Raw genomic sequence first — 20,600 nt, forward strand, 5'->3', positions numbered from 1 at the left:
GGTGGGCGCGCCTAGCATGGCGGCGGGATACGTCTGAACGTCGTCTCTCGGCTGACGACGCCGTCGTTTGCTGATGCTGTTGGTCGATGCCGAACACGATCGAGAAGGGACTCACCTGGTGGCGGAACGCCTCACTGTGCGCGGAGCTCGGGAGCACAACCTGAAGGGGGTCGACCTCGATCTTCCCCGCGACAGTCTCATCGTGTTCACCGGGCTTTCCGGCTCCGGCAAGTCGAGCCTGGCGTTCGACACCATCTTCGCCGAGGGGCAGCGCCGGTATGTGGAGTCGTTGTCGGCGTACGCCCGGCAATTCCTCGGGCAGATGGACAAGCCGGACGTCGATTTCATCGAGGGCCTCTCGCCCGCGGTCTCGATCGACCAGAAGTCGACCAATCGGAACCCGCGCTCGACCGTCGGCACGATCACCGAGGTCTACGACTACCTACGGCTGCTGTACGCGCGGGCCGGTACCCCGCACTGCCCGGTCTGTGGCGAGCTGATCGCCAAGCAGACGCCGCAGCAGATCGTCGACCAGGTGCTCGCCATGGAGGAGGGCATCAAGTTCCAGGTGCTCGCGCCGGTGGTGCGCACCCGCAAGGGCGAGTTCGTCGACCTGTTCGACCAGCTGAACACCCAGGGCTACTCCCGCGTGCGGGTCGACGGCGTGGTGTATCCGCTGACCGACCCGCCGAAGCTGAAGAAGCAGGAAAAGCACGACGTCGAGGTCGTGGTGGACCGCTTGGCCGTCAAGCCCGCTTCCAAACAGCGCCTCACCGATTCGATCGAGACCGCGCTGCGGCTGGCCGACGGCATCGTGGTGCTCGACTTCGTGGATCGCGACGAGCACGCGCACGACCGGGAGCGCCGTTTCTCCGAACGGCTGGCCTGCCCGAACGGGCATCCACTCGATATCGAGGACCTGGAACCGCGGTCGTTCTCGTTCAACTCGCCCTACGGCGCCTGCCCGGACTGCACCGGTCTCGGTATTCGCAAAGAGGTCGACCCGGAACTGGTGGTGCCCGATCCGGCGCTGAGTTTGAACGAAGGCGCCATCGCTCCCTGGTCGCGCGGGCAGACCGCGGAGTACTTCACCAGGCTGCTGTCCGGTCTCGCCTCGTCCGTCGGATTCTCGATGGACACGCCGTGGGAGGACCTGCCGCTCAAGGCGCGCAAGGCGGTGCTGGAGGGCAGCTCCGACCAGGTGCACGTCTCCTACACCAACCGTTACGGCCGGAAACGTTCGTACTACGCCGATTTCGAAGGCGTGATGCCGTTCCTGCAGCGGCGGATGGAGAGCACCGAATCCGAGCAGATGAAGGAGCACTACGACGGCTACATGCGCGACGTACCGTGCCCGGTCTGCAACGGCGCGCGGCTGCGTCCGGAGATCCTCGCGGTCACCATCAACGCGGGTGGGGACAACAAGTCGATCGCCGATGTCAGCGACCTGTCCATCGGCGACTGCTCGAAGTTCCTGAACTCGCTCACCCTGGGGGAGCGCGAGGCCGCGATCGCCGGGCAGGTGCTCAAAGAGGTGCAGGCGCGCCTCGGCTTCCTGCTCGATGTCGGCCTGGAGTACCTGTCGCTCTCACGGGCCGCGGCCACGCTGTCCGGCGGTGAGGCACAGCGCATCCGGCTCGCCACCCAGATCGGCTCCGGACTGGTCGGCGTGCTGTACGTGCTCGACGAACCGTCCATCGGCCTGCACCAGCGGGACAACCGGCGGCTCATCGAAACGCTCACGCGGCTGCGAAATCTCGGCAACACGCTGATCGTCGTCGAACACGACGAGGACACCATCCGCGCCTCGGACTGGGTGGTCGACATCGGCCCGCTGGCCGGTGAGCACGGCGGCCGCGTCGTGCACAGCGGCCCGTACCAGGAGCTGCTCACCGATCCCGAATCGCTCACCGGCGCTTACCTTTCCGGCCGTGAGCGGATCGAGGTGCCGATGGTGCGGCGGCCGATCAGCAAGAAGCGCCAGCTCACCGTGGTCGGCGCGACCGAGCACAACCTGCGCGGCATCGACGTCAGCTTCCCGCTCGGTGTGCTCACCGCGGTCACCGGCGTTTCCGGTTCCGGCAAATCCACCCTGGTCAACGACATCCTGGCGACCGTGCTCGCGAACAAGCTCAACGGCGCGCGGCAGGTGCCCGGCAGGCACACCAGGATCAACGGGCTGGACAACCTGGACAAGCTCGTCCAGGTGGACCAGTCGCCGATCGGCCGTACGCCGCGCTCCAACCCGGCCACCTACACCGGTGTGTTCGACAAGATCCGCACCCTGTTCGCATCGACCACCGAGGCGAAGGTGCGCGGTTACCAGCCGGGCCGTTTCTCCTTCAACGTCAAGGGCGGTCGCTGCGAGGCGTGCTCGGGTGACGGCACGCTGAAGATCGAGATGAACTTCCTGCCGGACGTGTACGTCCCGTGCGAGGTCTGCCACGGTGCCCGCTACAACCGGGAAACCCTCGAGGTGCACTACAAGGGCAAGACCATCGCCGAGGTCCTCGACATGTCCATCGAGGAGGGCGCGGAGTTCTTCGAGCCGATCAGCTCGATCCACCGTTACCTGAAAACCCTCGTCGACGTCGGCCTCGGCTACGTGCGCCTCGGCCAGAGCGCACCCACCCTCTCCGGCGGTGAGGCACAGCGCGTCAAACTGTCCGCCGAACTGCAGAAGCGCTCCACCGGCCGCACCGTCTACATCCTCGACGAACCCACCACCGGCCTGCACTTCGAAGACATCCGCAAGCTCCTCAAGGTGATCAACGGCCTGGTCGACAAGGGCAACACGGTCATCGTCATCGAACACAACCTGGACGTCATCAAGACCTCCGACTGGGTGATCGACATGGGCCCCGAAGGTGGCTCCGGCGGCGGCATGGTCGTCGCCGAGGGCACCCCGGAAGATGTTGCGGCCGTTGCGGAAAGCTACACCGGGCAGTTCCTCCGGGAGGCGCTGAACCAGCCACCCGCATCGAACCCCGCCAAGAAGACGGCGGGGAAGAAGGCGTCGGCAACGAAGGCGGCCGCCAAGAAGGCTCCGGCGAAGAAGGCCGCGAAGGCAGTCGATAAGCCGACAGACGCGCAAGCGGCGGCGAAGACCGCCACCAAGCGGCTTGCCCGCAAGGCTGCCGCTCTGCGCTGACCACCCGCGAGGGGAGTGGCAGGGCCGGGAGCGGGACCCCGGCTCGGTCAGGGGCGGTTGGCGACCGTGTGGATCAGGTCGGCGAGTTCGGTGGGCTTGGACCACATGGGCCAGTGGCCGGTGGGGAGGTCGATGTACTCGGCGTCGATGCGGGTCAGTTCGGCGAAGGCGGGGACTTCCCCTTCGTCCCGGAACTTTTTGGCCAGCTCCGAGGGGAGGCTGTTGCAGATGATGGTGGTCGGGATCGACAGGCGGGCGGGGGAGTCGCTGAGCTCGAGCGGGGTGGACGTGATGGTGGTCGGCTCGCCGACGGCGCGCTCGCGGAAGCGGGCCAGGGCGGCCTCGTCCAAGCCCTCGATGCTGTTGCCGGTGGCTTCCAATTCCGGCCAGTCCGGTAGCAGCCATTCGGGTCCGGCCGCCGCGAGGTCGGGGACGATGACGAAGCCGTCAGGTACCGGGGCGGCGTCGACGTAGATCGCGCGTTGGAACAGTTGCGGCGCACGGTCGGTGGCGAGATAGGCGGGGGACGCGCCGCCGGAATGCGTGACCAGCACGGCTGTTTCGCCCGCCGGGACGGCGTCGATGATCGCCTGTGCCTGGGTCTCCATGGTCGCCGAAAGGCGGTCGGGATCGGCGGGATCCAGTCCGGGCAGGGTCAGCGCTTGTACTTCGTTGCCGCGCTCCCGCAGGGCGGTCGCGACCTCATCCCAGGCCCATGCGCCGAGCCAGAATCCGGGAACCAAAACGATCTGTGTAGCCATGGCGCCTACTTTGCCCTATCGGGCCGACATCTTCATCCGCACCGGCAACGGTGCCCGATGGATACTTGATTACCTTAAACTTCCCTATTGTGCGGGACGATAGGGAAGTTTAGAGTAGTTCAGTGACTGATCGCCTCTACTCCGTGGAGCAGGTAGCCGAACGCCTCGGACTGCACGTCCGCACCATCCGCAACTACGTGCGGGACGGGCGGCTCACCGCGGTCCGCATCGGCAAGCAGTACCGGATCGCGCACGAGGATCTGGAGGCGTTCACCGGGCGTTCGGTGCCCGAGCCGGTTCGTGACACGGTTCGTCGGCAGCGGCACGCCGAGGTGTCGAGCATCGTGCAGGTCGACGCGGTCAACCGGGAGACGGCCGACCGTCTGAGCACGCTGCTGATGGCCGCCGCCAATACCCGGTCGGGCGACGCCGATCCGCTGCGGATCGAAACGGTCTACGACGCGGAGCGGGCGCGCATGAAAGTCATTGTCCTTGGCAGTCTTTCGGACACGGCACGGTTGTTCGACTACATGGAAGGAGTGCTCGCGTCATGAGTGAGCGATTCGTCGATCAACCGCCCTCGTGGGGTGAGCACCAGCGAGGCGGCGGCATGAGCACCATCTACAAATCGGAGAACGGCGCAAGCGCGATCCGGCAGCGCTACCAAGACCTACTGAGCAGTTGGCCGGTTCCCGCTGAACACGTGCGGGTGCCGACCCGAGAGGGCGAGACATTCGTCGTCATCTCCGGACCGCAGGACGCACCACCGGTGCTGCTGTTGCACGGCTCGGGCGCGAACACGACGATGTGGCGCGGCGACATCGCCTCCTGGGCAACGCGTTTCCGCACGTACTCGGTCGACATGATCGGCGAGCCCGGAGCGAGCGCGCCGTCGCGCCCGCCCTTGGATTCCGATCGACTCGCGTCGTGGCTCGACGATGTACTGGAAGGCCTCGGGCTCACCACCATTTCGATCGTCGCGGCCTCCCTCGGTGGCTGGGTGGCGCTGGACTACGCCATCCGCAGGCCAGGTCGGGTGACCCGGCTCGCCCTCCTGTGCCCCGGCGGTATCGGCGCGCAAAAGCTGGGCTGGCTCCCGAAAGCGCTGCTGCTCCGCCTCTTCGGACGACGCGGCCTGCGCCGCACCGCACGCATCGTGACCGGCCTAAACACCCCGATGACCGAGCAGGCCCTCGACGAGGTAGTACTGACCTTCACCCAATTCAAGCCACGCACCGAGCGCCTACCCGTCTTCCCGGACGACGCACTACGCGGACTGACCATGCCGATGCTGGTGATAGTCGGTGCCCGCGACGTCATGTTCGACTCCGCGGGCACCGCCGAGCGCGTGCGCCGGTGCGTTCCGAACGCGACGGTGCACGTGCTACCGGAAGTCGGACACGCAATCCTCGGGCAGACCGACACGATCTCGGAGTTCCTCCTCAACGAGCACGCGAACCAACCACCGTCCCGGTAGTCGACCGCACCCCACAGCCCGCGCACGAATTGCCGTGCCGCGCACGAATTTGCTGGCAAATCGGTGCGCGGCGAGGCAACTCGCGCGCGGCAAGACAACCCGCGCTCGGCAGAAAATCAGTGCGCGGCAGGGCAATTTGTGCGCGGCAGACCAATCAGTGCGTGGCGGGCCAATCGGTGTGCATCGAGACGACTGATCACTGACCCGGTAGCCATCGCGCCGCGCACATCCCGCGCACGAATTGTCCTGCCGCGCAAGAATTGTCGGCAACTCGGTGCGCGGTGAGACGACCGACCCCTGTCCTGGCAGCGGCCGCGCCGCGCCCAGCCGCGCACGAGTTCCCCTGCCGCGCAGGAGTTTGCTGGCCGATCGGTGCGGGGCGAGCCGATCGGTGCGGGGCGGGGTGATCGGTGGGCTGGTATGTAATCGATAAGTCAGGTCAGCGGTGAGCCGAACCAGCGGGTCAACGCTTCGTGTAGGGGGTTCGAGTCGGACTGTTCGGCACCGTTGGTCGCCCATGCTACGTACCCGTCCGGTCGAATCAGCAGTGCCGCGGCGGGTGCGTCGGCGGTGGTCGCGACGACGGTGTCGACTCGATCGCGCCAGTCTGCCGCAATGTCGGCGTAGGTCGGGGTGCCGGTGAGCGTGAGTAGTAGGGGTCGTGCCTTGCGTAGCAATTCGGCGACTCGCCTTGTGCCGTGCGGGGTTTCGACGACGAGGTCGGGCACCATCCGCCCGGCGAGCGGGTGCTCGTCGCCGGTCTCGTAGCGGGTGTCGGCTCCGGACATCAGGCGCGCGACGTACGCGGTGTTCTCCGGCTGTTGCAGCAGTTCGCTGAGGAGCGTACGTACCGCGGTAACCTCCGGGCCGGGCGCGAAGAGGGCGGTTTGAGCGAGCGAGCTCATCATGACGCGAGCGCCGACGGGGTGCCGTTCGGCATGGTAGGTGTCCAGCAATCCTGGTGGGGCCCAGCCGTTTATCGCTGCGGCCAGCTTCCAGCCGAGGTTGGCCGCATCCTGCAAACCGAGGTTGAGGCCCGGCCCGCCCACCCCGGAATGCACGTGTGCGGCATCGCCGACGAGGAACACGTTGCCTGCCCGGTAGCGCTCGGCCTGCCGAGTGTTCTGATTGTCTATGCGGCGCAACGCGTGTGGACCCGGTCCGCGTGGCGCTTCGATCGGCAGGTCGACGCCGAGTACCCGCCGCAGGCTGGCGCGCAGTTCCTCGACGGTCATCGGAGTCCCATCCGGAACCGGCGCGCCACCGAACTCGAGGCTGGCGACCATCGGCCGACCCGGTTCGAGCTCGGCGAAGACGAAACCGCCGCGCTCGAGTCGGTTGTGCCCGAAGGGAAGTCGACCGAACCCCGGAATCTCGACACCACCATCCGCGGTCCGCAGCTCGTCCGGCAACCACACGTGCCCCATCCGCCAGACGCCGTCCGTCGCCGTGTGCCCGGGAAACTCGATCCCGATCTGCTTGCGGACGCGGCTCTTACCGCCGTCCGCGCCGACCAGAAACGTGGTGTCGAGGCGATAGGTTCCGCCGGGTCCGGCTATCAGGAGCCCGACGCCACCGTCCTGCTGGGTCAGCTCGGTCAGGCGGTGTCCCCATCGGACGTCCACGCCCAGTCCACGTGCCCACTTCTCCAGCAGCCGAACAAGTTTCGGCTGCGGAATCGGTAGCGCGTACATCGGGTTGTCGGTCAGCTCGCCGAACGACAGCGGCAGCCCGCTGAACACGTAGCGCGGCAGCGGCTGTGGCGCACCGGGTGCGCCGCCGAACTCGTGATAGAGACCGCGCATGTCCAGCAGCCGAACCACTTGGCCGACAAGACCGTTCGCTTTCGGCTCGGTGCTCGGCGCGGGTAGTTCGTCCAGCACGATCGGCCGCACCCCGGCCAGCGCGAGTTCGCCCGCGAGCATGAGCCCGTTCGGGCCCGCGCCGGAAATGACTACGTCGACAGGTATTTCGGGCATGGCAAATACACCCTTCGTTCGATGTTGTGGTTTGTCCGATGTTGTGGCTCGGCGATGCGCTGGGGTCAGCGCGCAGGTTCGGGCAGGCCCGCGGCGACTTCGGTGAGGGCACGGCGGAGCAGGGTGGTGATGTGTACCGGTGGGTCGGCGTGGGCGTAGGCCACCATGGCCGCTTCGGCGACGGCGCCGATCATGCCGACCACCAGGCGTGGATAGGTGTCGCGCAGCGGGTCGGTCCCGGTGCGTGCCGCGATCGCCTCGAGCCAATCCTCGGACACCTCTTTGGATATCGCGAAGCGCAACTCGGGGACGGTGAACAGTTTCCGTATCTCGGCAAGTTGCGCGGGGCTCGGCGCGACGAGCTGGTCGCTGTCGGCCGCCAGCGGCTCGAGTAGTGCCTCGGTGATCGAGGTCCAAAGCGGTTCGTCCGTGGGGCGATCCCGGAAGGCCTTGACGCTGCGCCGAATTCGCTCGGATTGCCGGTAGGCGAGGGCGTCGTACTTGCCGGTGAAGTAGTTGTTGAAAGTACGCACCGACACCCCGGCGCGTGCCGCGATGTCGTCGCGGGTGACGTTGTCCAGTCCGCGCTCGAAGGCAAGGTGCAGGGCCGCGTCACTCAGCGCCATGCGGGTATCGAGTTTCTTGCGTTCGCGAAGCCCGAGCACTTCCTCATCCGGCATGCACCCAGCCTACCGGAAAAACTTGCCCAGTGGGCAAAATTGCCCACTGGGCAAGAACCTGCGCGCTAAGCCGCCGCGGTGAGGTCAGTCGGTATGGCCGGTTCAGTACACCGGGCCCGTGTACTTCTCGCCCGGCCCCTTACCCGGCTCGTCCGGATGCGCCGACGCCTCCCGGAATGCCCGCTGCAAGGACTGCAACCCCTCGCGGATCGGCCCCGCGTGCGGTCCGAGGTACTCCACCGAAGCCGTGACCAGCCCGGCGAGCGCCGTGATCACCCGGCGCGCCTCGTCCAGATCGCGCCGCGTGCTGGTTTCCGGATCCTCGTCCGCGAGCCCGAGCTTCTCCGCCGCCGAACTCATCAGCATCACCGCGGCCCGGCTGATCACCTCCACCGCTGGGATGTCGGCCAGTTCGCGCACGGAGTTGTCGAGCTCTTCTGTCATGGCTAAGAGGTTAGCGACGCGGTGCGGAGCAGCCGGAGTTGGCCGATCTCCGCGATGTTCTTCATCAGCTCCGAGTTCACCCAGCTCATCAGGTGCGCAACGGTCAGGCCCGCCTCGGCCGGCCATGGAAAGGCTGCGGGACGGTTCAATTCGTCCTCGGTCAGGTCATCGAGCACGCGCAACCAGGTGTCCCGTAGCTCGCGCAGCCACGCCACGGCCGTGGCGCCTTCGCCGGGCCACGGCACGTCCTCGGGGGCGGCCGCGGTCCGGCCCGCCAGCTGGTCGATGGCCGCGCTCCACCACCAGCCGATGTGCCAGCTGAGCCAGCCGATGGTCGGCACGGGTACGGGGTCGGGTTCGGTGTCGGCCCAGTCCGGCCGCCACGCACCGTCGGCGTCGGGGCGTACAGTCCAGTGCGGATCGGCGGCCGGCCAGAGGAAGTCCTCGGGCGTCAGCACTCCCAGGTGCAACTCGGCGAGCGCCCAGGTGAATTCGAATTGCCATCGCAGCAGGTCACAGCGTGAAGTCGACACCGAGGGAGCCTGGCAGGCCCGGTGGGGGCGGGCAAGCCATTTACCGCGATTCGGCGATAGCCGAACGGAATGTTAGACTGACCGCTGACGACCGCCCCTGGTTGTGTCTTCTTCCAAGATTTCGAGCCTGGGGCTGATAAGTGGAGCCCGACTCCCACCGTTACCGACGAGCGATCGTCAGGTCAAACGGTCCGGTCACCCGCCTTCTCGGAGGCGGGTTTCTTGTGCCGGGGTTCTCTCACGAGAACCGCGCGCACAAGGTCGAACGCGAATGCTCTTCGCGTGCGATGACCGGTCGACATCGGGCCCCGACGCGGAATACCGCTCCGGGGCTTTTGTGTTGAAAAGGGGTTGCAGTTATTGCGCGCGGTCGTCCTGACGACACCGCTTGACCTAGGAGGCCCCATCAGCACTGAGACCCGCATCAACGATCGCATCCGTGTTCCCGAGGTTCGACTGATCGGACCCAGCGGCGAGCAGGTTGGGATCGTGCGTGTTGAAGATGCACTACGCGTCGCCATGGAGGCAGATCTCGATCTCGTAGAGGTCGCTCCGGATGCACGTCCGCCGGTCTGCAAGATCATGGACTACGGCAAGTTCAAGTACGAGACGGCGCAGAAGGCGCGCGAGTCTCGGAAGAACCAGGTGCAGACCGTGATCAAGGAGCAGAAGCTCCGCCCGAAGATCGACGACCACGACTATGCGACCAAGAGGGGCCACGTGATGCGCTTCCTCGAGGCCGGGTCGAAGGTCAAGGTCACCATCATGTTCCGTGGACGCGAGCAGTCCCGGCCCGAACTGGGCTACCGGCTGCTGCAGCGGCTCGCCGCGGACGTGGCGGACCTGGGGTTCGTCGAGACCTCGGCCAAGCAGGACGGTCGCAACATGACTATGGTCCTCGCACCCCACAAGGGTGCGAAGACGCGAGTGAAGGCACAGCAGGAGTCCGCAGCTCCGCGGCCGCAGCAGCCCGCTGCGCAGCAGAGCCCCGCGCCCGCTGAGGCCGCGCCCGCAGACAACGCGCCCGCCGCGGCTCCGGCCGAGCAGGCCAACCCGCCGCAGTAATACCGATAAGAGCCGGCGGTCCGTGAGGACCGCCGGGACGAGACAGATATGAGGAATCCATGCCGAAGATGAAGAGCCACAGCGGTGCCTCGAAGCGATTCAAGGTGTCGGGCCGAGGCAAGCTGCTTCGCCAGCAGGCGAACCGCCGCCACCTGCTCGAGCACAAGTCCACCCGCCGGACTCGTCGTCTGGATGGCACGGAGGCCGTCGCGTCCGTCGACGTCCCGCGCGTGAAGAGGCTGCTCGGTCTCTGAGAGAGACCAGCCAGCAACCGCGTTCCGGATTCCGGACGCCGACCGAACTGACAATCGCCGGGTGCCCGCATGCGCCCCCTAGATCGACAAAGGACTGACCCATGGCACGCGTCAAAAGGGCCGTCAACGCTCAAAAGAAGCGTCGTTCCATCCTCGAGGCCTCCAAGGGCTACCGCGGCCAGCGCTCGCGGCTGTACCGCAAGGCCAAGGAACAGCAGCTGCACTCGCTCACCTACGCCTACCGGGACCGCCGGGCGCGCAAGGGTGACTTCCGCAAGCTCTGGATCACCCGCATCAACGCCGCGGCGCGGCTGAACGACATCACCTACAACCGTCTCATCCAGGGCCTGAAGGCCGCCGGTGTCGAGGTGGACCGCAAGAACCTCGCCGAGCTCGCCGTCTCCGACGCCGATGCCTTCGCCGGTCTCGTCGCGATCGCCAAGGCCGCGCTGCCCCAGGACGTCAACGCCCCGGCCGCTTGAGCCAGGGTTACGTGACGAACGGACACCCCTCGGAACGACCCGTGGACGCGCTCTCCGAGCGCAATCCACGGGTCGTTTCCGCTGTCAAGCTGCATCGCGGCGCCCAGCGCCGCAAGACCGGACTCTTCCTCGCCGAAGGCGCCAATTCCGTTGCGGCCGCCCTGGATACCGGACGGGTGCGGGAGTTGTTCTATTCCGCCGGTGCCGCGGCCCGCGAACACGAACTGGTCGCCGGGGCCGCCGGGATGGGCGTGCGCAGCACGCTGGTCAGCGACCGCGCCGCCGCACAACTCGGCGAAACCGTCACCGCGCCAGGGCTTGTCGCGGTCTGCGAACTGATCGATGTGCCGCTGGCCGACGTGCTCGCGACCCACCCGCGCATGCTGGCCGTGCCGGTCGAGATCGCCGAACCCGGCAACGCGGGCACGCTCATTCGGGTGGCCGACGCCGTCGGAGCCGATGGTGTGGTGCTGGCGGGGGACACCGTCGACCCGCACAACGGCAAATGCGTGCGCGCCAGCGCGGGCAGCCTGTTCCACGTCCCCATCGCCCGTCACCGCGATGTCACCGGCACGTTGGATTCCCTTGCCGCAGCGGGCATCACGATCCTGGCCACCGCCGCGAACGGCGAGGTCGACCTGGACGAGGCCGACGAATTGTTCACCGGGCCGATCGCCTGGCTGTTCGGCAACGAGGCGCACGGTCTCGACCCGGCCGTCGCCGCCCGCGCCGACCATCGCATTCGCATCCCCATCCACGGCCGGGCCGAGAGCCTGAATCTCGCCGCCGCCGCCTCGATCTGCCTCTACGCGAGCTCCCGCGTCCAGCACGCCAAAGCGGCTCGCGCGCAATAGCATCCCTGCGCAGGCGCAAGGGTGCCGGTCAAGCCTCGGTGGCCGGTAGATCAGCCAGGATCTCGGCCGCCCACGGCGCCGGAACCGCATCGGGACCCGCCACCTGCATCGCGCTCATCACGGTGAGCAGCATCCCGGTGGCCATGAAACGGCGAATCTCCGACGTCGGCGCGCCGGTCAGCTCGCGCACCAAATCGAAGACCATGCCGAAGCGGTCGCGTACGTCATTGCCGATCGCCGGGTCCGCGCTCGCGGCGAAGCCGTGCAGGAAGACTTGCAGCAATTCCCGTTCGGCCAAGAAGATCTCGTAACCGCGACCGAGGGCGAGTAGCGCCCGCTCCGGCGTCGCATCAGCGTCTGCGGCCTGCCGCGCCGACCGGAAGATCTCCTCGATCCGATCGCACACGCGATGCATCGCGGCGATGAACAACTGCTGCTTGGTGCCGAAGAGCCGAATCACATATGGCTGGGAAACACCTGCGCGCCTGGCGATTTCGTCGGTCCGGGTGCCCGCGTAGCCGGATTCGGCGAAGGCCGACACGGCCGCTTGGAGCACCTGCTCGCCGCGTTCGGCTGCGGTCATCCGGACTCTGGACGAACTCGACATGATGCTGCACTCCGTTCACTCGAACCCCGCCCCGCGTTGACATGTTATCAGTCGATGCATACTCTACGAGACGTTAGTTATCAGTCAATTACAACAAAGGCCGGATATGACCGAAACCCTCGAACCCGCCGCCTCGCCGGCCACTGCCGCACCGGGGAAACCCGTCGGTGGACGCATGGTCGCTGCCGTGCTGGCCGCGGTCGGCATCCCGATGTTCATGGTCACGCTGGACAACCTCGTGGTGACCTTCGCGCTACCGGTAATTCGCACCGAGCTCGGCGCCTCGCTGACCGATCTGCAGTGGTTCGTCAACGCCTACACGCTGTCCTTCGCCTCGCTGCTGCTCACCGTCTCGGCGATCGGTGACCGGCTCGGCCGCCGCCGGATCTTCCTGGCGGGGATCGCGCTGTTCACGGTGGCTTCGGCGGCCTGTGCGCTGAGCACGGAGCCGTGGATGTTGATCGCCGCCAGGGTCGTGCAGGGTTTCGGCGCTGCCGCGGTGCTGCCGCTGTCCCTGACGCTGCTGTCGGCGGCGGTGCCCGAGCGCATGCGAAATATGGCCATTGGGATCTGGGGTGGCATCGCCGGACTCGGCGTCGCGGTCGGGCCGCTCATCGGCGGTGTCGTGGTGGACGGGTTGAGCTGGCAGTGGATCTTCTGGCTGAACGTGCCCATCGGCGTCGCGGTGTTGCCGTTCGCGGCCCGAGTGCTGCGCGAGTCGTCCGGCGGCGGCAGGCGGCTCGACCTGGTTGGCCTGGTCTTGTCGGCGAGCGGGGTGCTCGCGGTGGTGTGGGGGGTGATCCATGGCGCCGATGACGGCTGGACCTCGGCCACCGTGCTGTCCGGACTGATCGGTGGCGCGGTGCTGCTGGCCGCTCTGGTGGCGTGGGAGCTGACGACACCGGATCCGATGTTGCCGCTGCGGCTGTTCCGGTCGCGTGCCTTCGGGATCGGCAATGCCACCAGCTTCATGTTCTCGGCCGGTGTCTTCGGCTCGATCTTCCTGCTGGCCCAGTACTTCCAGGTGGTGCAGGGCTACAGCGCGCTGGAATCCGGGCTCCGCACCATGCCGTGGACCATGGCTCCGATGGTGGTCGCCCCGATCGCGGGACTGCTCGTCGACCGGGTCGGCGCGCGGGCGCTGCTGGTGACCGGTCAGCTGATGCTGGCGATCGCGCTGGGGTGGATGGCGGCGATCACCACCGTCGACGTCGACTATGGCCCCTTCATCGGACCGTTCCTGCTCGCCGGGGTCGGCATGGGACTGATCCTCACGCCGAGCGCCACGGTGGTGATGGCCAGTGCCGCGCCGGACGACCGGGCCATGGCTTCGGGCACCAACAGCACACTGCGCGAAGTGGGTATCGCGATGGGCGTCGCCGTGCTCGCGTCGATATTCGCCTCGCGCGGTTCGTTTCTCAGCCCGCAGGCCTACGTAGATGGCCTTGTTCCGGCGATTTGGGCAGGCGCCGCCATCGTCGCGGTCGGCGCCGTGATCTCACTCCTGGTGCCTGGACGGATCACGTCCGCCTAGCCCGACCTGTGCCAGCCGCACACGCCAAGGGGTGCGGCTGGCATCAGGGGTGCGACAGGTTCAGCCGTAGAAGACGCCAGAAAATGATGTCCTGTCGTCAACCGGTCAGGTGTTGTCCCGCGCTCAGGGAAACGCCCCGTGGCGCTGTGACAATCCTCGCAATTGGGGCGCTGTGATGCGGCGGAATGGGGTTGCCGGGGCGTGGCGGGGAATCCGCGTGAATCGGATATGGCGCATCCAATAGGATTCCACCAGCAGCAATGTGGGTAGGGAACGAGCCGTACCCGCGAACCGATCCCCAGGGGAGAGTCGAACCATCGTGGCCGACGACAACGACGCAGTCGAGCAGAACGCGACGCTGACCGAGGAGGCACTGGCCGCTGCGGCGGCGGCCGCCGAGAAGGCGTTTGCCGCTGCGGCCGACCTGGATGCGCTCGCGGTCGCGAAAACCGAGCATCTCGGCGGCAAGGCCCCGCTCGCGCTGGCCCAGCGCGCATTGGGCAGCCTTCCCAAGGCCGAGAAGGCCGACGCGGGCAAGCGCGTCAATATCGCCCGGGCCCGGGTGTCCGAGGCGTTCGAGGCCCGCCGTGCGGTGCTGCTCGCCGAGCGGGACGCGGCGGTGCTGGTGGCCGAGGCGATCGACGTGACATTGCCCGCCCGTCGCCAGCCGGTCGGCGCGCGCCACCCGATCACCGTCATCTCCGAGCAGATCGCCGACGTGTTCGTCGCGATGGGCTGGGAGGTCGCCGAGGGCCCGGAGGTGGAGACCGAGCACTTCAATTTCGACGCGCTCAACTTCCTGCCCGACCATCCTGCCCGCACCATGCAGGACACCTTCCACATCGCGCCGGAAGGCTCGCGGCAGGTGCTGCGCACGCACACCTCCCCGGTGCAGGTGCGCTCGCTGCTGGAACGCGAGCTGCCGATCTACGTGGTGTGCCCCGGCCGCACCTTCCGCACCGACGAGCTCGACGCCACGCACACCCCGGTGTTCTCCCAGGTGGAGGGGCTGGCCGTGGACAAGGGCCTGACCATGGCGCACCTGCGCGGCACGCTGGACGCGTTCGCGCGGGCGCTGTTCGGGCCGGACACGCGAACCAGGATGCGCCCCAACTACTTTCCGTTCACCGAGCCCTCCGCCGAGGTCGACGTCTGGTTCCCGGACAAGAAGGGCGGCGCGGGCTGGGTCGAGTGGGGCGGCTGCGGCATGGTGAACCCGAAGGTGCTGATCGCCAGCGGGATCGATCCCGAGGTGTACAGCGGGTTCGCGTTCGGCATGGGCCTGGAGCGGACCCTGCAGTTCCGCAACGGCATCCCGGACATGCGCGACATCGTCGAGGGCGACGTGCGTTTCACGCTGCCGTTCGGCGTCCGGTCCTGAGCTGGGTCCCCTCAAGAACTCCCTTCGATCGAGAGAGCGAAACGTCAAGTGCGAGTAGCGCAGTCCTGGCTGACCGATATCATCCAGCGCACCAACCCCGACTGGTCGGTGACGCCGGAAGAGCTCGACGCGGGCTTCGTCCGGGTGGGGCTCGAGGTCGAAGAGGTGGACAAGCTTCAGCCGGTCTCCGGTGATATCGACAAGCCGCTGGTCGTCGGCCGGGTCGCCGAGATCACCGAGCTGACCGAGTTCAAGAAGCCGATCCGGTTCTGCAAGGTGGATGTCGGCAATCCTGACCTGCAGGAGATCGTCTGCGGCGCAACCAACTTCGCCGTCGGCGATCTGGTCGTCGTGGTGCTGCCCGGTGGGGTGCTGCCCGGCGGCTTCGCCATCTCCTCGCGCAAGACCTATGGGCACGTCTCCAACGGCATGATCTGCTCGGTCGCCGAACTCGGCATCGGCAAGGACCATTCCGGCATCCTGGTGCTCGAGCCGGGCACCGCCGAGCCGGGCGCGGACGCGAACGAGCTGCTCGGCCTGGACGATACGGTCATCGAGCTCAACATCACCCCGGACCGCGGCTACTGCTTCTCGGTGCGCGGCCTGGCCCGCGAACTCGCCTGCGGTTTCGACCTCGACTACGCCGACCCCGCCGTGCGCACCCTGCCGGACGACGAGCGCGACGCCTGGCCGGTCCGGCTCGAACCCGAATCCAAGTGCACCCGCTTCGCCGTGCGCCGGGTCACCGGCATCGACCCGAACGCGGTGAGCCCCTGGTGGTTACAGCGCAGGCTGCTGCTGTCCGGCGTGCGGCCCATCTCCGCGGCCGTCGACGTCGCCAACTACGTCATGCTCGAACTGGGCCAGCCGCTGCACACCTTCGATGGCGGCAAGCTGAACGGCGGCTTGGTGGTGCGTACCGCGAACAAGGGCGAGACGCTGCGCACCCTCGATGAGGTCGAGCGCGTGCTCGACGCCGAGGACGTGGTGATCGCCGACGATTCCGGCGTTATCTCGCTGGCAGGCATCATGGGCGGCGCGACCACCGAAATCGGCACCGAGACGACCGATGTCGTGCTGGAAGCGGCCACCTGGAACCCGCTGCTCGTCTACCGCACCGCGCGCAGGCACAAGCTGGTGTCCGAGGCGGGCAAGCGGTACGAGCGGGTGGTCGACCCGGAGATCAATGTGGCCGCGCTCGACCGAGCCGCCCACCTGCTGGCCGAAATCGCCGGTGGCACTGTCGAACCCGCGCTCACCGACGTCCGCGTCCCGGTGCCGCCCGCGCCGCCGATCCGGATGGACATCGACCTGGCCGACCGGGTCGCCGGTGTCACCTACCCGACCGGTACCTCCGCGCGCCGCCTGGCTCAGATCGGCTGCCTCGTCGAGGTCGCCGTCGACGAGAGCACCGGACACGGCCAGCTGGAAGTCACTCCGCCGAGCTGGCGACCGGACCTGGCCCAGCCCGCCGACCTGGTCGAAGAGGTGCTCCGGCTGGAGGGCCTCGAGCAGATCCCGTCCGTGCTGCCCACCGCGCCCGCCGGGCGCGGGCTGACCGCGACCCAGCGTCGTCGCCGCGCGGTCAGCCGGGCGCTGGCCTTCGCCGGTGCCGTCGAGGTGCCCGCGCCGGTATTCCTGGCCGCCGGTGTCTTCGACACCTGGGGTCTGGACGCCGACGACCCGCGCCGGGCGACCACCCGGGTGCTGAACCCGCTCGATGTCGAGCGCTCCGAGCTGGCCACCACGCTGCTGCCCGGACTGCTGGAAGTGGCCGCCCGCAACATCTCTCGTGGCGCGCGTGACCTCACCATCTACGGCATCGCGCAGGTGGTGCTGCCCGGCGAGAACGTGCATCCGGTCGAGGCGCTGCCGGTCGATCGTCGCCCCACCGACGAGCAGATCACCGAACTGCTCGACTCGCTGCCCGCGCAGCCCGTGCACGTCGCGGCCGTCCTCACCGGCCGTCGCGAACCGCGTGGACCGTGGGGCCAGGGCCGTCCGGCCGAGGCCGCCGACGCGTTCGCCTTGGCCGACATCGTCGCCGACGCGGCGGGCGTCACGCTCGAGCGCCGCCCCGCCGCCCAGCTGCCCTGGCATCCCGGCCGCTGCGCCGAACTGCTCGTCGACGGTGCGGTCGTCGGCTACGCGGGCGAACTGCACCCCGCCGTGCTGGAACGTTCCGGCCTGCCGCAGCGCACCTGCGCCGTCGAACTCGACCTCGATGCTCTGCCGTTGCTCGAATCCCGCCCGGCCCCAACAATTTCCCCGTTCCCCGCCGTGCTCCAGGACGTCTCGATCAGCGTCGAGAAAGCCACGCCCGCCGCCTCGGTCGAGTCGGCCCTGCGCACCGGCGGCGGCGACCTCCTCGAAGACATCGCCCTGTTCGACGTCTACGAGGGCGCCCAAGCAGGCGAGGGCCGCAAATCCCTCACCTACGCCCTCCGCTTCCGCGCCACCGACCGCACCCTCACCGAAGACGAGGCAAGCGCCGCCCGCGACGCCGCGGTAGCCGCGGCGGCCGAGGCCGTAGGCGCGGTCCTCCGCGCCTGACCCCGAGCCGCACACCCTCCGTGTCGGCCGCACGCCCGCTACACAGGGTGTGCGGCCGCACAAACGGTGCGCGGCTCACCCAGCGGAGCTGGCGGTTTCGGGGGTCATGCGAGCCGAGTGACGCGCATCGGCGGGAGGAGGGGTAAGAACTTAGGCATGCGACACCCGGCCAGTTCGATACTGAACGCGTTGACCTATTTGCCGGATCGGCAGATCGTGCAGACGCCTGCCATTCTGGGGATGGAGTATGCCGATCTGTCCATCGGTACGGCGGATGGAGAGACTCTGCACGGGTGGTGGTTGCCCGCGCCGAAGTCGGTCGGGCACATCCTGTTCGCGCACGGCAACGCGGGCAATATCGGTGATCGGGTGCCGCTGTTCGCGCTGCTCGTCGAGGCCGGGTTCGATGTGCTCGCGTTCGACTACCGGGGTTATGGGCGCAGCACCGGCCGACCCACCGAGCGTGGCACCTACCTCGATGCGCGTGCCGCGCGGCAGGTGCTGCTCGAACAACCCGGTGTCGATCCGAACCGCGTTGTCTACCTGGGTAAATCACTCGGCGGCGGCGTCATGCTCGAACTCGCCCAGGCGCACCCGCCAGCCGGTCTGATGTTGATGTCGACGTTCTCCGGCCTCCGCGACGCCGCCAGATCGGTCTACCCGTTCCTGCCGCGTCCCTTCGTCCCGGACGCCTACCCCAACGAACGTCGCATCCGCACGCTGCGCACCCCGGTCCTGATCATGCACGGTGATCAAGACGAACTCCTGCCACTGCGGCACGCCGAACGCCTCTACGCCGCCGCCCGGGAACCGAAACGCCTGGAGATCTTCCCCGGCGCGGGGCACAACGACCTGATCATGGTCGGCGGCGCCGCCTGGTTCGCATTGGTACGCGACTGGGCCGGTGCCGTCGTCCGGCAATAAGCCGTCGCCGTGCTGGCTGCGTAGCCTGGGCGTATGACTGAAAACAGCGAGATCGCGGCCCGTTTAGCCGCACTGTCCGACCAGGAATTGGTCGGAGTATTGCTGGTCGCCACCGCGGAACGGCCCGGCTTCCAGGTCGTGCACGCGGCACTGCTCGGGCTGCTCGAAACCGGTGATGCAACGTCGGGTGGTGGTGTGACTCCTACCACGATGCCCACATCCGTGCATGACGCACCGCCGCTGCACGACGTATCCGGGCAGGTCGGAGGCACTTCCGCGGTACCGCCGGTACCGGTACCGCCGACCGGTACCTCAGCACCGACTGAGACGGGTGAATATTCGCCTTCCGGCGTCCCTACTTGGGGGTCAGTTCGCGATAAGGTCGAGCAGCGCTTCGGCACCGCGCAGGGGATGAGCGAGCTCGACCAGCAGACCCCGGCGGGCCGCAGCGCGGACGAGCAATGGGACGCGCGCGAGAAAGCCGCGCGTGAGCGCCTGGACCAGATTCGGAAGTCGTTGCACGGCAACGACACCGAAACATCGGGACCGTAACCTGGCCGAGCGCACCGTACTTCGACTGTGATGGGTGGAACCGCGATGACAGAGCCGCGTGAGATTGCCGAACGGCTACTCGATGCCCAGGTGGAGTTCGTGCTGGCCGAGGTGACCGGCGACCGGTTCGCGGAAGTCGTTGCCCGCGATGTCGAGTCGGTGCTCGGTGTCGCGGACACGTTGATCTTCCGCGATGTCGTCGAGGTCGATCAGGCCAAGCAGACCGTCTCGACGATCATCGATCTGATCGGCGGCAGTCCCGTGATCGCCGATATGGTCGGGGTTTTCGCGGATTCGATCTACGACCACATCGCGAACAACAACGATTACACCCTCGGTCAGGTAGTCGACCGTGAACCGGTCGAGGCGCTGCTGGAGAAGATCTTCGGCATGCACCAGGCACAGGAACGCATTCTGGACCGGCTCACCGAGAGCCCGCTGGTCGCCACCGTCGCGTCGAAGTTCGTCGACAAGTTGATCTCCGACTTCATGGAGGCCAACAAGCAGATGGCCGGGAAAATCCCCGGTGTTTCCTCGCTGATCTCGATGGGCCAGTCGGCCGCCAAGACCGCGCGGAAGGCGACCGAGAGCACCTTCATCGGCGACATGGCGGGCAAGGGCGCGGTTTTCGCGCTCAAGCGCACCAACAACGCGATCCGCGAAATGCTGCGCGACGCACCGGTGCACGACGCCGCCATGGAATTCTGGGATCTGCATGCCGACGAGCCGGTCAGCGGCCTGCGCGATTATCTGTCACAGCGCGACCTGAACGAGCTGGTACTGATCTGCTACGAAATCGCGATCACCACTCGGGAGAAGGAATACTTCGGCCTGCTCGTCGATGAATGTGTCGACGTATTCTTCACCAAGTACGGCGATTACACGCTCGCGGCCATGCTGCCCGAGCTCGGCCTGACCGGTGCCGACATCACCACCGAGATCCTGCGCTACGGCCCCGCGGTCATCGATGGCGCGAAGCGGAACGGCGTGCTGGCCAAGCTGATTCGGGAGCGGCTCGAGCCGTTCTACCTGTCCGAGAAGGTACTCGCGATTCTTGGCGACGCGTAGCCACCGCCTGTCACGTGCTGAGTGGTAGCTGCTGTGCTCGGCAACCTGCGCGCACACCGGCGTGTGACGGTCTCGGTGATCGTCGCGCGAGAGGCGCCCAGGGCAACGAATCGGCTAACGCCGGACGCCTTTTCGGCCCCGTGCTCGTTGATCGACTGTTCGCCGGAAAGGCCCGCCTGAAGTGGCGGGATATTACCCCGGCCGCACCATTTCTGCTCCCAAACTGGACAGTTGGTAGCAACGGGTTGAAGCCTGGGTTGAAAAGTATGAACAAAGTTACGGATCCACGGCCCCCGAGTTG

19 protein-coding genes are annotated in these 20,600 nt (G+C 67.4%); 13 read left to right on the plus strand and 6 right to left on the minus strand.

All coding sequences use genetic code 11. The annotated features are described in order from the left end of the window. The first annotated feature begins 118 nt into the window (after window positions 1-118). A complete protein-coding gene (uvrA, locus tag ACFK0J_RS12775) occupies window positions 119-3,151 on the plus strand; it encodes an excinuclease ABC subunit UvrA (protein WP_378742803.1) in 3,033 nt (1,010 codons plus the stop codon). 47 nt (window positions 3,152-3,198) lie between these two features. Here the strand turns inward: uvrA and ACFK0J_RS12780 are convergent, their stop codons facing one another. Next, window positions 3,199-3,912 (minus strand): alpha/beta fold hydrolase, encoded by a 714-nt coding sequence (locus tag ACFK0J_RS12780; protein WP_378739684.1) that lies wholly within the window; start codon window positions 3,910-3,912, stop codon window positions 3,199-3,201. A gap of 122 nt (window positions 3,913-4,034) precedes the next feature. Here ACFK0J_RS12780 and ACFK0J_RS12785 point away from each other — a divergent pair, with 122 nt between their 5' ends. Both ACFK0J_RS12785 and ACFK0J_RS12790 read left to right on the plus strand, forming a co-directional pair. Then, on the plus strand, window positions 4,035-4,466 hold the full coding sequence (locus ACFK0J_RS12785) for a helix-turn-helix domain-containing protein (RefSeq protein WP_378739686.1): 432 nt from the start codon (window positions 4,035-4,037) through the stop codon (window positions 4,464-4,466). Beyond that, window positions 4,463-5,389, plus strand: coding sequence for an alpha/beta fold hydrolase (locus ACFK0J_RS12790; RefSeq protein WP_378739688.1), 927 nt, complete (start codon window positions 4,463-4,465; stop codon window positions 5,387-5,389). Before ACFK0J_RS12785 ends, ACFK0J_RS12790 begins: the two co-directional genes overlap by 4 nt. A gap of 434 nt (window positions 5,390-5,823) precedes the next feature. On the opposite strand, the gene ACFK0J_RS12795 is transcribed toward ACFK0J_RS12790, so the two are convergent. The 4 genes from ACFK0J_RS12795 to ACFK0J_RS12810 all read right to left on the minus strand — a co-directional run bounded on the left by ACFK0J_RS12795 (window position 5,824) and on the right by ACFK0J_RS12810 (window position 9,025). Continuing rightward, window positions 5,824-7,368, minus strand: a complete 1,545-nt coding sequence (locus ACFK0J_RS12795) for an FAD-dependent monooxygenase (protein WP_378739690.1) — start codon at window positions 7,366-7,368, stop codon at window positions 5,824-5,826. Window positions 7,369-7,433: 65 nt separating this feature from the next. Further along, window positions 7,434-8,048 (minus strand): TetR/AcrR family transcriptional regulator, encoded by a 615-nt coding sequence (locus tag ACFK0J_RS12800; protein ID WP_378739693.1) that lies wholly within the window; start codon window positions 8,046-8,048, stop codon window positions 7,434-7,436. 102 nt (window positions 8,049-8,150) lie between these two features. Then, on the minus strand, window positions 8,151-8,492 hold the full coding sequence (locus tag ACFK0J_RS12805) for a DUF1844 domain-containing protein (protein WP_107655315.1): 342 nt from the start codon (window positions 8,490-8,492) through the stop codon (window positions 8,151-8,153). A 2-nt stretch (window positions 8,493-8,494) separates the two neighbouring features. After that, entirely contained in the window at window positions 8,495-9,025 is a 531-nt protein-coding gene (locus tag ACFK0J_RS12810; RefSeq protein ID WP_378739695.1) for a DinB family protein, read from the minus strand. A 351-nt stretch (window positions 9,026-9,376) separates the two neighbouring features. Here ACFK0J_RS12810 and infC point away from each other — a divergent pair, with 351 nt between their 5' ends. The 4 genes from infC to ACFK0J_RS12830 all read left to right on the plus strand — a co-directional run bounded on the left by infC (window position 9,377) and on the right by ACFK0J_RS12830 (window position 11,680). Next, window positions 9,377-10,090, plus strand: coding sequence for a translation initiation factor IF-3 (gene infC / locus ACFK0J_RS12815; RefSeq protein WP_378739697.1), 714 nt, complete (start codon window positions 9,377-9,379; stop codon window positions 10,088-10,090). Between the two features lie 59 nt (window positions 10,091-10,149). Further along, a complete protein-coding gene (rpmI, locus tag ACFK0J_RS12820) occupies window positions 10,150-10,344 on the plus strand; it encodes a 50S ribosomal protein L35 (RefSeq protein ID WP_040689021.1) in 195 nt (64 codons plus the stop codon). Between the two features lie 101 nt (window positions 10,345-10,445). After that, on the plus strand, window positions 10,446-10,826 hold the full coding sequence (rplT, locus tag ACFK0J_RS12825; protein WP_218476138.1) for a 50S ribosomal protein L20: 381 nt from the start codon (window positions 10,446-10,448) through the stop codon (window positions 10,824-10,826). 41 nt (window positions 10,827-10,867) lie between these two features. After that, complete coding sequence (locus ACFK0J_RS12830) at window positions 10,868-11,680, plus strand: TrmH family RNA methyltransferase (RefSeq protein WP_378739700.1); 813 nt, start codon at window positions 10,868-10,870, stop codon at window positions 11,678-11,680. 28 nt (window positions 11,681-11,708) lie between these two features. Here ACFK0J_RS12830 and ACFK0J_RS12835 read toward each other — a convergent pair whose 3' ends face one another. Then, window positions 11,709-12,287, minus strand: coding sequence for a TetR/AcrR family transcriptional regulator (locus tag ACFK0J_RS12835; RefSeq protein WP_378739702.1), 579 nt, complete (start codon window positions 12,285-12,287; stop codon window positions 11,709-11,711). Window positions 12,288-12,393: 106 nt separating this feature from the next. On the opposite strand from ACFK0J_RS12835, the gene ACFK0J_RS12840 reads away from it, so the two are divergent. From ACFK0J_RS12840 to ACFK0J_RS12865, 6 genes are all read left to right on the plus strand, one after another. After that, complete coding sequence (locus ACFK0J_RS12840; RefSeq protein ID WP_378739704.1) at window positions 12,394-13,821, plus strand: DHA2 family efflux MFS transporter permease subunit; 1,428 nt, start codon at window positions 12,394-12,396, stop codon at window positions 13,819-13,821. Window positions 13,822-14,140: 319 nt separating this feature from the next. Next, complete coding sequence (gene pheS / locus ACFK0J_RS12845; protein ID WP_378739705.1) at window positions 14,141-15,202, plus strand: phenylalanine--tRNA ligase subunit alpha; 1,062 nt, start codon at window positions 14,141-14,143, stop codon at window positions 15,200-15,202. A gap of 48 nt (window positions 15,203-15,250) precedes the next feature. After that, window positions 15,251-17,755: a phenylalanine--tRNA ligase subunit beta gene (gene pheT, locus ACFK0J_RS12850; protein WP_378739707.1), complete on the plus strand. Its 2,505-nt coding sequence runs from the start codon at window positions 15,251-15,253 to the stop codon at window positions 17,753-17,755. Between the two features lie 156 nt (window positions 17,756-17,911). After that, window positions 17,912-18,679: an alpha/beta hydrolase gene (locus tag ACFK0J_RS12855; RefSeq protein WP_378739710.1), complete on the plus strand. Its 768-nt coding sequence runs from the start codon at window positions 17,912-17,914 to the stop codon at window positions 18,677-18,679. Window positions 18,680-18,712: 33 nt separating this feature from the next. Continuing rightward, window positions 18,713-19,231, plus strand: a complete 519-nt coding sequence (locus tag ACFK0J_RS12860; protein WP_378739712.1) for a hypothetical protein — start codon at window positions 18,713-18,715, stop codon at window positions 19,229-19,231. Window positions 19,232-19,276: 45 nt separating this feature from the next. Then, window positions 19,277-20,299 carry a hypothetical protein gene (locus ACFK0J_RS12865; protein WP_378739714.1) on the plus strand — a complete coding sequence of 341 codons (1,023 nt, stop codon included), beginning with the start codon at window positions 19,277-19,279 and terminating at the stop codon, window positions 20,297-20,299. Window positions 20,300-20,600: the final 301 nt, after the last annotated feature.

This window comes from Nocardia brasiliensis, from assembly GCF_042691675.1.
GTDB lineage: Bacteria > Actinomycetota > Actinomycetes > Mycobacteriales > Mycobacteriaceae > Nocardia > Nocardia brasiliensis_D.

Coding starts and splice junctions, on each gene's coding strand:
- ACFK0J_RS12780 (WP_378739684.1), bottom strand. CDS start 3,912: ATGGCTACACAGATCGTTTTGGTTCCCGGATTCTGGCTCGGCGCATGG.
- ACFK0J_RS12790 (WP_378739688.1), top strand. CDS start 4,463: ATGAGTGAGCGATTCGTCGATCAACCGCCCTCGTGGGGTGAGCACCAG.
- ACFK0J_RS12795 (WP_378739690.1), bottom strand. CDS start 7,368: ATGCCCGAAATACCTGTCGACGTAGTCATTTCCGGCGCGGGCCCGAAC.
- ACFK0J_RS12800 (WP_378739693.1), bottom strand. CDS start 8,048: ATGCCGGATGAGGAAGTGCTCGGGCTTCGCGAACGCAAGAAACTCGAT.
- ACFK0J_RS12805 (WP_107655315.1), bottom strand. CDS start 8,492: ATGACAGAAGAGCTCGACAACTCCGTGCGCGAACTGGCCGACATCCCA.
- rpmI (WP_040689021.1), top strand. CDS start 10,150: ATGCCGAAGATGAAGAGCCACAGCGGTGCCTCGAAGCGATTCAAGGTG.
- rplT (WP_218476138.1), top strand. CDS start 10,446: ATGGCACGCGTCAAAAGGGCCGTCAACGCTCAAAAGAAGCGTCGTTCC.
- ACFK0J_RS12835 (WP_378739702.1), bottom strand. CDS start 12,287: ATGTCGAGTTCGTCCAGAGTCCGGATGACCGCAGCCGAACGCGGCGAG.
- ACFK0J_RS12840 (WP_378739704.1), top strand. CDS start 12,394: ATGACCGAAACCCTCGAACCCGCCGCCTCGCCGGCCACTGCCGCACCG.
- ACFK0J_RS12855 (WP_378739710.1), top strand. CDS start 17,912: ATGCGACACCCGGCCAGTTCGATACTGAACGCGTTGACCTATTTGCCG.
- ACFK0J_RS12860 (WP_378739712.1), top strand. CDS start 18,713: ATGACTGAAAACAGCGAGATCGCGGCCCGTTTAGCCGCACTGTCCGAC.
- ACFK0J_RS12865 (WP_378739714.1), top strand. CDS start 19,277: ATGACAGAGCCGCGTGAGATTGCCGAACGGCTACTCGATGCCCAGGTG.